The organism is Myxococcales bacterium (assembly GCA_016720545.1).
GTDB lineage: Bacteria > Myxococcota_A > Polyangia > Polyangiales > Polyangiaceae > JAAFHV01.
In genome coordinates this window covers 173913-187133 of sequence record JADKKK010000009.1, presented here as the reverse complement: position 1 = coordinate 187133, position 13221 = coordinate 173913, and the positions used below count along the sequence as shown (strand labels likewise).

General features: G+C 70.9%; 11 protein-coding genes. 2 read left to right on the top strand and 9 right to left on the bottom strand.

Annotated elements, in window-relative coordinates; genetic code table 11:
* Window positions 1-337: 337 nt before the first annotated feature.
* From IPQ09_18265 to IPQ09_18250, 4 genes are all read right to left on the bottom strand, one after another.
* Window positions 338-2260, bottom strand: coding sequence for a fibro-slime domain-containing protein (locus IPQ09_18265; protein ID MBL0196130.1), 1923 nt, complete (start codon window positions 2258-2260; stop codon window positions 338-340).
* 104 nt (window positions 2261-2364) lie between these two features.
* Window positions 2365-2730, bottom strand: a complete 366-nt coding sequence (locus IPQ09_18260) for a hypothetical protein (protein MBL0196129.1) — start codon at window positions 2728-2730, stop codon at window positions 2365-2367.
* Window positions 2730-2900 carry a hypothetical protein gene (locus IPQ09_18255; protein MBL0196128.1) on the bottom strand — a complete coding sequence of 57 codons (171 nt, stop codon included), beginning with the start codon at window positions 2898-2900 and terminating at the stop codon, window positions 2730-2732. The genes IPQ09_18260 and IPQ09_18255 overlap by 1 nt, the downstream gene beginning before the upstream one ends.
* A gap of 4 nt (window positions 2901-2904) precedes the next feature.
* Window positions 2905-4104: a hypothetical protein gene (locus IPQ09_18250; GenBank protein ID MBL0196127.1), complete on the bottom strand. Its 1200-nt coding sequence runs from the start codon at window positions 4102-4104 to the stop codon at window positions 2905-2907.
* A 387-nt stretch (window positions 4105-4491) separates the two neighbouring features.
* Here IPQ09_18250 and IPQ09_18245 point away from each other — a divergent pair, with 387 nt between their 5' ends.
* Window positions 4492-5523, top strand: a complete 1032-nt coding sequence (locus tag IPQ09_18245) for a hypothetical protein (GenBank protein MBL0196126.1) — start codon at window positions 4492-4494, stop codon at window positions 5521-5523.
* A 220-nt stretch (window positions 5524-5743) separates the two neighbouring features.
* A complete protein-coding gene (gene nirK / locus IPQ09_18240; GenBank protein MBL0196125.1) occupies window positions 5744-7210 on the top strand; it encodes a nitrite reductase, copper-containing in 1467 nt (488 codons plus the stop codon).
* 83 nt (window positions 7211-7293) lie between these two features.
* Here nirK and IPQ09_18235 read toward each other — a convergent pair whose 3' ends face one another.
* The 5 genes from IPQ09_18235 to IPQ09_18215 form a co-directional block, all read right to left on the bottom strand.
* Complete coding sequence (locus IPQ09_18235; protein MBL0196124.1) at window positions 7294-7830, bottom strand: helix-turn-helix domain-containing protein; 537 nt, start codon at window positions 7828-7830, stop codon at window positions 7294-7296.
* Complete coding sequence (locus tag IPQ09_18230; protein MBL0196123.1) at window positions 7827-8708, bottom strand: hypothetical protein; 882 nt, start codon at window positions 8706-8708, stop codon at window positions 7827-7829. Before IPQ09_18230 ends, IPQ09_18235 begins: the two co-directional genes overlap by 4 nt.
* Before the next feature lie 94 nt (window positions 8709-8802).
* Complete coding sequence (sucD, locus tag IPQ09_18225; GenBank protein MBL0196122.1) at window positions 8803-9684, bottom strand: succinate--CoA ligase subunit alpha; 882 nt, start codon at window positions 9682-9684, stop codon at window positions 8803-8805.
* The gene (gene sucC, locus IPQ09_18220) at window positions 9681-10889 is read right to left on the bottom strand and encodes an ADP-forming succinate--CoA ligase subunit beta (GenBank protein ID MBL0196121.1); all 1209 of its coding nucleotides are present in this window, start codon (window positions 10887-10889) and stop codon (window positions 9681-9683) included. Before sucC ends, sucD begins: the two co-directional genes overlap by 4 nt.
* 218 nt (window positions 10890-11107) lie before the next feature.
* Window positions 11108-13162: a hypothetical protein gene (locus tag IPQ09_18215; GenBank protein ID MBL0196120.1), complete on the bottom strand. Its 2055-nt coding sequence runs from the start codon at window positions 13160-13162 to the stop codon at window positions 11108-11110.
* Between the last annotated feature and the right edge of the window lie 59 nt (window positions 13163-13221).

Here is a 13221-nt window from a genome sequence, read left to right as displayed (position 1 = left end):
TGGTTCGTATCAGAAGTCCGGTCTTCGGTGTCATTCCGAGGAGCGAGAGGGGGAGCGAGGGGGTGCCCCGTCTTCGGCGGCGGCGGGCCCGTCCTCAACTCGGTCGTCGTTCCGCGCGGTGGAGGCGGCGCTTTGCGCTCAGGGGGCAGTGGTTTCGGGGGTGACCGCGCGAGACCGCCGACCCTCGAACATGAGTATCCTCCCACCGCCGCCGAAAACGGGACACCCCCTCGCTCCCTTGTGGCGAAAGGCCGAGCCGCGCGACTTCTGGAAGGGATCACGCTTCCAGGGGACTAGCCGGAATAACTCGCGACGATCAGCAGCCCGTTTGGGTTGGCTACTCGTCGGGCGCGCAGTCGTAGAGCTGTCGCCACTCGTCGAGGCGCGGCGAGCCTGCCCCGGTCGTGAACGACATGTAGACGCGGAGCCACGACTGCGAGCCAACACCGGCCTCGGTGCGGAGACTCTGCGAGACCGGCACCGGCTGCGCGAAGCCGTCGACCTCGTTGCGCCACAGAACGGGCCCGAGCAGCGGGCTGTTCACGGCGTCGGCGGTGCCAATCCCGACGGTCAGGGGCGCGGGCCCCGGCCCGGGCGGGAGCGCGGCCTGCGTGGCCGCCGTCGCCGCGCGGAAGTCGATCTTTCCGCCGCTGGGCACGGCCGCGCGCCACTGGAAGAGCTGCCACTTCGCCACGTGGCCGGGCGGGCAGGTGGCGGCGTAGTCGCGAATGATCGTCTGGCCGCCAGGGAACGAGCACGCCGACCGCGCGCGCTCGAAGCCCGCGAGGGAGAGCACGTAGTTGCTGCCCGTGACGTGTCGCTCGGCCTGAAAGACCGAGATGGCGTAAGTGCGGCCCACGACGAGACCGTTCGCGGCCGCGACCGCGGGCGTGAGCGTGACGCTCCCTGCGAGCGGGCCATGGATACCGCCGAGGTCGACGACCAGCCGGCCGTTGATGAACACCCACACGTCGTCGTCACCCGCAAAATTGAGCGCCTCGCCCCCCGCGAAGGTGAACGGATAGCGAAGCTGGCTCGTGAAATGGAAGTTCTTGCCGGTGGACAAGTAATTTCCAAAGCCCTTCCCGGTGAGCGGGAAGAAGTTCACGTTCGTGTAGCGATACGAGTTGTCCGGCTGCTTCGTGAAGGTGATCGCGTCGTAGATGGTCTGGTTGTTCGGCGGGACGTCGTGGTACCATTGAAAGAACGACGCGGCGTTCGTGATGACCCCCTTCGTGGCGAGAAACTGGGGAGTCCCGTCGGGCGCGAGCTGCGGCTGCACGATCCCGGTCTGCGCGCCCCCGTAGCCTCCTTCGAAGTCGGGGTTCGTCGCCGGCGTGAAGTCTCGATAAATGATCGGCACGTCGATGGTGGGCGGCAATCCCGAGTTGAGGGTCACGCACGTGGCGCCCGCCTCGACCGCGCAGGTGGCGGAGCAGCCGTCGCCGTCGGTCGTGTTGCCGTCGTCGCACGCCTCCGTAGGGAACTTGAGCCCGTCGCCGCACACGGCGACGCACTCGCCACCCCCGGGGCAGCTGGCCTCGCGCTGGCACGTGGGCGAGCACCCGTCGTACGGGATCGTGTTGCCGTCGTCACACCGCTCCGCGCCCTCCTTCACCCCGTTGCCGCAGGTGCTCGCCACGCAGGGCGCTCCGGGCGTGGGGCACTGGAAGCCCGCCTCGACGATGCACAGGCTCGAGCAGCCGTCGCCGTCCGCGCTGTTGCCGTCGTCGCACTCCTCGCCGCCACTCAACGTGCCGCTACCGCACGTCGCGAGCACCACGATGCCACCGCCCGACGAGCCGAACCCCGGGCCGGGGTTGAAGCCGCCCGGCGTGTCGCTCGTGACCTGACAGTACGGATCGCAGGGGTTGAGCCCGAGGGACCCGCAGGTGACCTGGCTCCCCAGGTTGGCGAGACGCATACCACCCGGTGCCGCGGGCGCTGAGGCGAGGGAGGCCGGCCGGGACTTCACCGAGACCTGCCCCGAGCCAACACACGCCCCCCACTTGCCCGCGCTGCAAGTGCGGGTGCCCTTCTCGCACCAAATGAAGTTCTCGTCGCCCCTGACCTCGACCCCGCACTCGGTCACGGCGCCGGGGGAGCACCCGCAGCCCTCGGCGGGCACGGCACACGCGGGTCCGGCCGCGCCTCCGGGGCCCACCCCCGCGGGCAGCGACGCATCGCCGCACGCGGCGACGATCCCTCCCACGGCGAGGGCCAGTCCGATCGACAGGGAGCGCCAGCGACGTTGGGCCATGCGAGGCGCATGCAAGCTCTGCGCCCAGTAAACTCGCGGGAATTCCCCGTACAAAGCTCTCTGAAGTCATGAACTTTTTGCGATGCGCAGCAAACTCTTTCGGCTCAGCCTCCGAACGGGAAGAGGCGCTCGGCGAGGTGGGCCCGCACCTCCTCGTAGGTGAGCCCCCCCCGGGCCGCGCCGTCGGCCCAGGCCGCAAGCTCCCGCGGTGTGGCGGCGAGGTGTTGCCCGGACGCGTCCGCCTGCGCGAGCGTGAGCAGCACGGTCATCGTGCGCGGCGCCGCGAACGCCCGGGGCACCCGCGCGAACGCGAAGAGCACGGCCGCGGGCCCCTCGTACACGTCCTCGGCGAGCTGCTCGGCGCCGGCGAGCGCCACGCGCACGCCCGCGGCCGACACGCGCGCCGGGAGCCCAAGCGCCGTGGAGACGGCCGCGTAGGCCTCGAGCACCTCGCCTTCGGAGGGGAACATCAGCGGGCGCGGTCGGGCGCTGAAGGGTCGCTCCCTGCCTGCGCCGGAGCGCCCAGCGCCTCTTCCTGCTCGGCCTCCACGAGGGCCGTGAGCTCCGCACGCTCGGCGGGCGAGAGCCGGGCGAGGCGCGCGAGCAGGCGGCCGGCGAGGCGGTGAGTGGGGTCTTCCACGCCTTCAGCGTATCGCGTGCGCAGCGCGCTGGGTAAGGCGCGCGTCGAGCGCGTACGCGAGGCCGAGGAAGAAGAGCCCGAGCGGCGCGATGAAGAACCGGGAGTCCCAGTCGGGGAACGCGAAGAAGCGCGCCACCGAGAGCGGCACCATGAGCGCCCCGTAGGCCACGAGCGGCTGACGGCGCAGCTCCCCGCGCGCGCGCGCGTCGACGAGGAGCCAGGCGAGCCCGATGAGCGCGAGCACCTCGCACGCGTAGACCTCCAGCGCCCACGCGCGGAGCACCCCTAGATACGTCGAGAGCGAAAATGGCGGCCGCACGTCCCGGGGATACGGCTCGAACTTCACGCGGCGGAAGTGCACGAGGGCCCACCAGCCGTAGCTGTCGCGCTCGAGCCAGGCTCGGAGGCCGAGCGCGCACGCGGCGCTCGCGCTCGCCGCGAGCGGCGGCACCCGGCGCGTTGGGTCGCTCGGAGGAAAAACATGCATAATGCATGCGAACGCGGCGAGCGACGCCGCGTACATGGCGTTGTCGGTGCGCGCGAAGACCGCGACGACGAGGGCTCCGAGGCCGAGGCGCGACCCCGCTCCACCTCCCTCGAGCACGAGGAGCGTGCCGCCCACCACGAGCAGCGCCGAGAGGGGATCGGCCAGCGGCGAGGCCGCGAGATCGGCCAGGTGGAAGGCGCCCGCGACCAGCGCGAAGCTGGCGAGCCGGAGCCAGGGCCTGGAGACCCCGGCGGTCGCGAGGAACAGCACCCCGGAGAGCGCGAGCGACGACAGCCACGCCACGACGTGGAGGGCGCGCGGCGTGGAGAGCCCTGCCTTCGTGAGCGCCCACGCCGCCCTCGTGTGGAGCGGTCTCCCGCGAAACCAGCCGAGCTGCTGCCCGAAGGAGCGGTCTTCGCTGGCCATCGCGCGCGCGTAGCTGTCCGGGTAATCGCGTCCGACCATCCACGCGTACCGCTCGGGCGTGAGGTGTCGCCCGAGGTCGGCGAGCGTGCGCTCACGCGCCTCCCCGTCGGTGCGCGCGTCGTAGCGATGCACGACGCCCACGTAGGCCATGAGGTCGAAGTCTTCGCGAGGCTGCGCCAGCGCCACGACCGCCGCGACGACCAGCGCGACGACGACCAGCGCGCGCACGACGGAGGCCTGGTGGCGAGCCGGGAACACGCGCTCGTTCTTAGCACTACTGCGAGACTTCATTCTCGCAGTGGTGGTAGTTGGCCGCGGGAGCGGACAAGCCGGAGGGGTGAATCGGCCAGCTTTGTGGCCGAGAGGGGGCGCCGCGCCCCCTACGGGACAGGGCTAGCACTACTGCCGTTCGCGCAGCGAACTGCGTAGCGAGAGGGAACCTCTCGCAGTAGTGTTAGACGCTCCACCGGCCGCCGAGAAGCCCCCGGCTGGGCAGATGGCAGCTGCAGTTCGCGCACCGCGACGCAGGGCCTGCGCCTCGTCCGCGCGCTCGACGCCGGTCGCGCCGGCTTTTGCAGACAAACGTGCCCACTTCGTTCCGGGCTCGACTCCGGTACGGGGCTTGCTGAGCGCGCGGGGATGAACACTCGGTCCTGGATTTGTGCGGCCACCGCTCTCGTGAGCCTTGGCCTATCGTCCACTGCGCGCGCCGACGACGGGCCGAGCACGGCGCCGGCGACCGCGCCGGCAGCGACCCCGAGCGGCGCTCCCGCCGCGCCTCCCGCTGCCTCACCCGCCGCCGCGCCTCCCGCCGCGCCACCGGCCGCGGCCGCCGCGTCGGCCGACGCCGAGCCCGCCAAGAAGGCCGGCCCGCCCGAGGGCGAGGCGCCCAAGCCGCCGCCAGCCCCCTACTCGCTCCCTTGGGGGATGCGGCCCGCCGTGCTCCCGAACGTGGTCCGCCTCGACTCGAACCTCGCCTTTCAAGACAAGGCCACGACGATCGCGACCGTGCTCACCGGCGGCTACCAGGTGGGCCACGGGGTCGGCGTGCTCATACGGATCCCGTACGTGTACAACGCGCCGCAGGCGACCGGGCAGAGCCACTCCCTCGCCAACCCGCTCCTCGGCACGATCTACTCTCCGAAGATCGCGAAGGACCTGCGCCTCGGCTTGTTCGCCGGCGTCACCCTCCCCATCGGCATGGGCGGCGGCAACGACGGTTCGGCGCTCTCGCGGCAGGCCGCCGGGAGCGGCATCTACGGGCGCGCGGGGCTCGACAACGCGCTCTTCGCGGTCAACTACATGACCCCCACGATCGGCGTGGGCTTTGGGTATGTGGCCCACGGGCTGACCGCGCAGGCAGAGGCCACGCTGCTCCAGCTCATTCGCGTGCGCGGCGACAAGTTCGACAAGGACGATCTGCGCACCAACTCCACGATGGGCCTGCACGTCGGCTACGCCGTGCTGCCGTGGCTCTTGCCGAGCGTCGAGCTCCGCTACCAGCACTGGCTGTCGACGCCGACGGCTGTCGCGGCGAACGACGCCCTGCGCCAGCAGCTCACCGCGGCGATCGGCGTGCGCGGCACGGTGAAGCTCACGAAGGGCGTGCTCTTTCGGCCCGGCGTCGCGTACTCGCACCCGGTCGACGACCCCATGGCGAAGGCCGGGTACCGCACCGTGACCCTCGACTTTCCGTTCCTGTTCCAGTAGCCACCGCGAACGAGACGGCCACGCAAGGGGTGCACGCGCGCGAACGTCGTGCGCAGACAATGGACACGAGAGTCCGAATTCCTGCGGCTTATTGACGCACCCAAGCTGGCCCAGGAGTTGCTCAACGGCGAAGAAATCGCCCGAACCCACGACCGGGCCCGAAGCCCCCTCGCTGAAAGAGAAGACCATGCGCACTCGGCCACTCTTGCCCTTCGCCTTCATGGCGGCCGCGGTCGCCGCCGCGCTCACCCCGAGCTGCGACGAGAAGAAGCCGGACGCCGTCGCGGACGCCGCGCCCCCCGCGTCGGCATCGGCCGCCACGACGACCGACCTCGGCCCGCCTGAGGGCCCGCCCATCGAGGCCGTCCTCACCGACGCGCCCGAGGTGCCCCCGCCCACGAACCGGAAGAAGCCGGCCAAGGTCGTGGTGCACCTCGAGGTGAAAGAGGTCGAGATGGAGATCTCGGCCGGTGTAAAGTACATGTTCTGGACGTTCGGCGGGAAGGTGCCGGGCAAGTTCATCCGCGTGCGTCAGGGCGACTTCGTCGAGTTCCACCTCGCGAACCACCCGTCGAGCAAGATGCCGCACAACATCGACCTCCACGCGGTCACCGGCCCCGGTGGCGGCGCTGCCAGCTCGTTCACGGCCCCCGGTCGCGAGTCGCAGTTCAGCTTCAAGGCCCTGAACCCCGGCCTCTACGTCTACCACTGCGCGACCGCGCCGGTCGGCATGCACGTGGCGAACGGCATGTACGGGCTCATCTACGTGGAGCCGCCGGAGGGCCTGCCCCCGGTCGACCACGAGTACTACGTGATGGAGGGCGACTTCTACACGGTCGGCAAGTACCGCGATAAGGGGCTCCAGCCCTTCGACATGCAGAAGGCCATCGACGAGCACCCGACCTACGTGCTCTTCAACGGCGCCGAGGACTCGCTCGTGGGCCCAAAGGCCCTCAAGGCGAAGGCCGGCGAGTCGGTGCGCTTCTTCTTCGGCGTCGGCGGCCCGAACCTCACCTCGAGCTTCCACGTCATCGGCGAGATCTTCGACCGCGTGTACACGGAAGGCGGCATGAAGACCCAGGATCACGTGCAGACCACGATGGTGCCGGCGGGCGGCTCCACGATCGCCGAGTTCAAGGCGGAGGTGCCCGGCACCTACATCCTCGTCGACCACTCCCTGCTCCGCGTCTTCAACAAGGGCGCCCTCGGCATGCTGAAGGTGGAGGGGCCCGACCGGAAGGACATCTACACCGGCAAGGAGGTCGACTCGGTGTACCTCAGCGACAAGGCGGGCCCCGCGCTCACCGTCGGTGAGAAGCAGCTCACGAAGGAGCAGCAGATCGAGGCCGGCAAGACCCTCTACCTGGGCACCTGCTCGACCTGCCACCAGCTCGACGGCGCGGGCACGCCCAAGGTGTTCCCGCCGCTCGCGAAGAGCGACTACCTCCTCGCCGACAAGAAGCGCGCGATCACGGCCGTGCTGAACGGGCTCAGCGGCGAGGTGAAGGTCAACGGCAACACGTACAACTCGGTCATGCCGCCGTGGAGCCACCTCCCCGACGACGCGATCGCGAACATCCTCACCTACGTGTACAACTCGTTCGGCAACACGGGCGACGCGATCACCACGAAGGACGTGACCGAGGTGCGCAACGCGACCAAGCGCCCGCCGGGCGCCGGTCACTGACGCGGCCACCAGGCACGGCGCAGGTGTGACGTGTGGCGGCACCGGGCTCGCGAGCCCGGCGTCGCCACGCGCCGTTTTGTGGGTCACGCGCCGCAGAGCTCGAGCACCGCAGACGCGAACGCCTCGGGCGCGCCTACGAGCCCCACCACGCGCACCCCCACGTCACCGAGCGCGAGCGCGTCGCTCGGGGAGTCGGCGAGGGCGCCGAGCGCGAGGCGAGGCTCGAGCTCCGCGAGCTCGCGAGACAGCGGCACGCGCGGGAAGCCCAGCGTGGCGCCGAGCACCAGCGCGTCGGGGCACTCGCTCCGCAGAGTGAGCAGGGCGCTCACCGGGGAGCGCTCGGTGCGGACGAGCGCCCGCAGCGCGAGCGCGTCGACCAGGGCCTCCGGGCACTCGCCGACGAGCGTGACGAGCGCCCGCTCCCTCGCGAACGACGCGGGCAGAGGGAACCCGCGACCGCGGAGGAAGGCGACGACGTCGGTGCGTCGGAAGCGCAGCTGCCCCCCGGCGCTGTGCTCCTTCGCGAGGCTGCCGCGCCTCACCCAAGCGTGGATCGTAGTGAGATCGACCCCGCAGAAGCGGGCGACGTCGGTGGCCGCGTAGAGCCGGCCGTGCCTCACGGCGCGCGGCGCTGCGCCGTGGCAGGGGCGTCCTCGGGGACGAACTTACCTGCACGATTCACGTATCTGGAGCGACCGGGCACCCGCGGCTCGGCGAGCGGATGCTCCGGATCGCCCGGCAAAGTCAGCGCGAACAGCGTCTCGGCCCCCTCCTGTTGGCCCACGAGCGCGGGGCAGATGGGCCGGAGATCGGCGCGCGTCGCGAGGGCGAACGCCGCGTCGACCGAGGGGAGCTCCGCGAAGAGCTCGAGGCACCGGTGCGTCGGCGGCGCGAGGCGCACCTCGTCGTTCGCGAAGCGCTCGAGGACCGCGCGGGGCGTGGCCCAGAAGCTCGCGGTGGTCTCGCCCTCGTCGTGCGCGCCGGGCTGCCCGTCGGGCGCGCGGCACACGAAGAAGCGCGCGTCGAAGCGGCGCGCCTCGGCCTCCGGCGTGACCCACCGCGCGAACGGGTGGAGCTCGGCGAGATCGAGCGTGAGGCCGGCGCGCTCGAGCAGCGCGCCGAAGCCCCCGAAGCCCCCGGTGAGCTCGGCGCGCAGCGCGAGGAGGTCGGCGTGAATCCCTCCCGCCACCGGGAGGATCGCGGCCTCCTCCAGGCTCTCGCGGAGCGCGGCCACGGCGAGGGCGCGCAGGTGCGCGTCGGTGTCCGCGAAGCCCTGTCGCGCCAGGGGCAGGCCCCGCGTGCGGAGCGCGAGCGCCTCGTCGCCGTCGGCCGCGTCCACCTTCCCGCCCGGAAACACCAGCGCGCCGCCCATGAAGCGGCTCGCTTTATTGCGCTCTACACAGAAAATCTCCGGCCCGTCGGGCGAGTCTCGGAGCAAGAGCAGCGTGGCGGCGTCGCGGGGGACCGCGAGCGCGCGTGAGGGGTCGAGGTCGAGCATGCGCCGACGTGGACCTCTACCACCGCTCTCGAAAAGACGAAACGCGCGCCACCTCGCAGGGGGCGCGCGTTCGGCTCTTGAAGGGCGGCGACGCTTACTTCTTCATCATCGTCATGAGGGTGCTCGCCATCTCGCTGGGGTTCGGCGCGACCTTGCAGCCGGCGCCGAGGAGGGCCTCGATCTTGGCGGCGGCGGTGCCCTTGCCGCCCGCGATGATGGCGCCCGCGTGGCCCATGCGCTTGCCCGGGGGCGCCGTGGTGCCGGCGATGAAGCAGGCCACGGGCTTCGTGACCTTCGCCTTGATGTACTCGGCCGCCGCCTCTTCGGCCCCGCCGCCGATCTCGCCGATCATGATGACGCCGTGCGTGTCGGGATCGGCCTGGAACTGCTCGAGCACGTCGATGAAGTCCATGCCCGCCACCGGATCGCCGCCGATGCCCACGCAGGTGGACTGCCCGACGCCCATCGCCGTGAGCTGCCCCACCGCCTCGTAGGTCAGAGTGCCCGACTTCGACACGACGCCGATGTGGCCCGGCTTGTGGATGTGGCCCGGCATGATGCCGATCTTGCAGGCGCCCGGCGTGATGATTCCGGGGCAGTTCGGCCCGATGAGGCGGGTCTTGCCGCGGAGCCCCTCGAGCACGCGGCGCACCTTCAGCATGTCGATCGCGGGGATGCCCTCGGTGATGCACACCACGAGCTCGAGCCCCGCGTCGAAGGCCTCCAAGATGGCGTCCGCGGCGCCGGGCGGCGGCACGAAGATGACGCTCGCGTTCGCGCCGGTCGCGGCCACCGCGCCCGCCACCGTGTCGAACACGGGCACCTTGCCCTCGAAGGTCTCACCGCCGCGCGTGGGGGTGACCCCCGCGACGACGTTCGTGCCGTAGTCCATGCACTGCTTCGCGTGGAAGGAGCCCGCCCCGCCGGTGATGCCCTGAACGAGGAGCCGCGTCTCTTTGCCGACCAGAATGCTCATTTCGCACCTCCCTTCACCGCGGCGACGACCTTGGCCGCACCGTCCGCCATGGTGGTGGCCGCCGTGATGGCGAGCCCGCTCTCGCTCAAGATCTTCCGGCCGAGCTCCACGTTCGTGCCCTCGAGCCGCACCACGAGGGGCACCTTCAGCGCCGTCTCGCGCGCGGCAGCGACCACCCCGTTCGCGATGACGTCGCACTTCATGATGCCGCCGAAGATGTTCACGAAGATCGCCTCCACCTTGGGGCTCTTCAGGATCATCGAGAAGGCCTTGGTGACCTGCTCCTGGTTGGCGCCGCCGCCCACGTCGAGGAAGTTGGCGGGCGCGACGCCGTGCTCGTCGCCGAAGACCTTGATGATGTCCATGGTCGACATCGCGAGGCCCGCGCCGTTCACGAGGCAGCCCACGTTTCCGTCGAGCGCCACGTAGTTGAGCCCCGCGGCCTTCGCCTCGATCTCGACGGGGTCTTCTTCGTCCTTGTCCATGAGCTCGGCCCAGTTGCGGTGCCGGAACTCGCCGTTGTCGTCGAAGTTGAGCTTGGCGTCGAGCGCCATGACCTCGCCGCCCTTCAGCACCGCGAGTGGGTTTATCTCGAGGAGCGAGCAGTCCTCCTTCACGAACATTTCGTAGAGGGCGAGCATGACCTTCGTGAACTTGCCGATGGTCTCCTTGCCGTACTGCTGGAGGCCGAGCCCGAACGCGAGCTTGCGCGCTTGGAACGGCATGAGCCCCGTGACGGGATCGACGTGCACAGTGAGGATCTTCTCCGGCGACTCGTGCGCGACCTTCTCGATCTCGACGCCGCCCTCGGTGGAGGCCATGAAGGCGATCTGCCGACGATCGCGATCGACCACGGCGCCGAGGTAGTACTCGCGCTGAATCTCGAGACCCTGCTCGATGTAGAGCCGGCGCACCTTCTGCCCGGCTTCGCCGGTCTGGTGGGTGACGAGCTGCATGCCCAGGATCTGCTCGGCGAGCCTGCGCGCATCGGCCGCGCCGCCCTTGGCGACCTTGACGCCGCCGCCCTTCCCGCGCCCCCCGGCGTGGATCTGCGCCTTCACGACGGTCACTTCACTGCCGGTCTCGGCGATGAGCTTCTTCGCGGCCGCCTCGGCCTCGTCCACGGTGAAGGCCGGGTACCCTTTGGGCACCGGGACCCCGTATTTCGCGAAGATCTGCTTGCCCTGGTACTCGTGGATTTTCATGCGTGCGCTGCTCCTCGGGGGCGAAGGCCAGGCGCGCGAAGAGACCGCGGCGGCCTGGATTGCCGCCGAATGATTACCGCGACCCGCTCCTTTCGGGGACGAAAAGCGCACGGCGCACGGCGCGACCCCGGCCGGCCGAAGGTCGAGCACGGCGACCCGACGCGTGGCCGGGCGCCGTGCCCCTCCCCGGCCGCTCGAGGCCGGGGAGAGAACCGAGCCTACTTCGGGACCGGGGTGCAATACCCGCCGACGCACTCGGCCTGATCGCAGCAGTCGGCCTTCACGGCGCAGCGCTCGCCGAGGCGCGCGCAGCCTCCGGGCTTCTGGCACACGAGCCCGCCGCCGTCCTCCGACGCGCGACAGAAGCCGTCGCAGCAGTCGTAGCCGTTCTCGCAGGTCTGCCCGAGCGGCTTGCAGGGCGGCACGGTGAACTGCGGGCGCTCGTTGGTGGCGTCGGTCTCTTGGCCTGCGATGTAGAAGGCCGGGTGGCTGGGGTCGACGCCGGCGGTCGGGTTCAGGTCGATGGCCGCGATCCACATCTGGCGGTTCTGGCCGGTGAACCTGTGGCCGTAGTTTCGCTGGGCGTAGAACGCGAGCCAGTAGTAGCCGCCGGCGGCCACGGGGTGGAAGCTCGGCCCCCAGTTGCGGTCGGTGGCCGTCAGCACGCCGGCGCCGTTGGCCTTGTCGAAGCGCACCTCGCCGCCCCCGTCGGCGCCCGCGCCCCAGAGCTCGCCGCGCGAGTCGGCGTCGGAGCCGCGCGCCTTGTTCGCGCGCATGAACGCGATGAACTTGGAGTCGGGCGTGTACGTGGGGTTCGTCGCCACGGGGAACGCGGCGTTCGCGTCGATGATCTTCTTCACGTCGGAGAAGCCCGGCGTGGCCCCGAGGGTCACCTTCGCGCTCCACACGGTGGCCGCGGTGTAGGCGAGCGCCCCGCCCGCGGTGCGGACGCCGAACGCGACGCGCGCGCCGTCGGGGCTCCACACGGGGTGGCTGAGGCCGCCGGGGTTGCCCGCGGGCAGGCGCAGCGTCGCGAGGACGGCGTCGCTCGTGGCCGTGGAGAGGCGCAGCTCCGCCGGGTTGTCCTGGCCCTGGCCGGGGCTCCAGTGGCGCCACAGCACGTGCGAGCCGTCAGGCGAAATCGCCTGGAAGCCCGAGGCCTGGGTGCTCTGGTAGACCTTCGCGCCGGTGCGGGTGTCCCACACTCCCCACGGGCTGTCGCCGCCGTTGATGCTGCCGACGATGCGGCTGCCGTCCTTCGACACGCTGTGGCAGGCGATGCACGTCTCGCCGTTGACCTGCGTCGCGTTCGCCGGCGTGCCGCCGGGCTCGAGCTTGCGCACGAAGGTGCCGCCGGCCTGATCGATGAGACGTGTATAATACACGGTCCCTTTCAGGTTCGCGCCCGCGATCTTCCACTGCATCGGCTTGGGCGTGTACGCAGTCGTGCCGTCATGGCGCTGGACGGTGACGTCGAGGGTGCCGTCGGTCGAGTCGGTGAGACGCGCCCACGCGTCGACCGGCGTCTTCGGGAACGTGTACACCCCGTTCGCGCCCGCGACGGTGGCGTAGGCCGTGTACTCGAAGGTCGAGCTCTTCGCCTGGATCTTGTAGAAGCCGGTCGCGCTGCCGCCGCTCCACTGGAGCAAAGGCCCCACGAGGCCGCGCGGGAACACCGTGCCGTTGTACGGGTAGAGCACGGAGAGCGTGGGGTCCGACACCGTGGCCGCGCCGAACGCCGCCTCCTGCGCGGGGGTGGGCGTCTCCCCGGTGACCATGCGGAGCTTCACGGTGGCCGACGTGGTCGCGGTGAGGCCGCCCGCCTTGAACGTGACCTCGCCTTTGCCGCCGATGAAGCCCGTCGGCGTGAGGGCGTTGCCGGTGAAGGCGGCCACGTCGAAGCGCGAGAACCCCCAGGCGCCCACGACCGACTCGATGACCTTGCCCTCGGGCGTGACGCCGCGCGCGGTGAACGGGAGCGTGGGGTTGCGCTGACCGAGATCGACGGTGAGCGAGGCGTCGGCCGGCACGATGGTGAGCTCCTTCAGCTTGAGCTCGGACGTGGCCCCGTCGAAGAGCCCCCCGGGTCCACCCTCGCCCGTCGGGGGCGGCGGATCGGCGGGCGGGAAGACGTTTGCCGGCGGAGGATCGGAGCCGCACCCGGCCGAATACCCGCCCACGGCGGCGCACAGGAGAACGAGCGCGAGCGCGCCGCTCTTTAGATTGCGGCGGGAGCGCGAGGGCGCGGCGGCGAGACGGATGCGAGGGACCATTGGCGCTCAGTGTAGCAGCATCGCCGCTGGGCGTGGCCGAGCGCGCGCCCCTGGGCCAG

Coding starts and splice junctions, on each gene's coding strand:
- IPQ09_18265 (MBL0196130.1), bottom strand. CDS start 2,260: ATGGCCCAACGTCGCTGGCGCTCCCTGTCGATCGGACTGGCCCTCGCC.
- IPQ09_18260 (MBL0196129.1), bottom strand. CDS start 2,730: ATGTTCCCCTCCGAAGGCGAGGTGCTCGAGGCCTACGCGGCCGTCTCC.
- IPQ09_18250 (MBL0196127.1), bottom strand. CDS start 4,104: ATGAAGTCTCGCAGTAGTGCTAAGAACGAGCGCGTGTTCCCGGCTCGC.
- nirK (MBL0196125.1), top strand. CDS start 5,744: ATGGCGGCCGCGGTCGCCGCCGCGCTCACCCCGAGCTGCGACGAGAAG.
- IPQ09_18230 (MBL0196123.1), bottom strand. CDS start 8,708: ATGCTCGACCTCGACCCCTCACGCGCGCTCGCGGTCCCCCGCGACGCC.
- sucD (MBL0196122.1), bottom strand. CDS start 9,684: ATGAGCATTCTGGTCGGCAAAGAGACGCGGCTCCTCGTTCAGGGCATC.
- sucC (MBL0196121.1), bottom strand. CDS start 10,889: ATGAAAATCCACGAGTACCAGGGCAAGCAGATCTTCGCGAAATACGGG.
- IPQ09_18215 (MBL0196120.1), bottom strand. CDS start 13,162: ATGGTCCCTCGCATCCGTCTCGCCGCCGCGCCCTCGCGCTCCCGCCGC.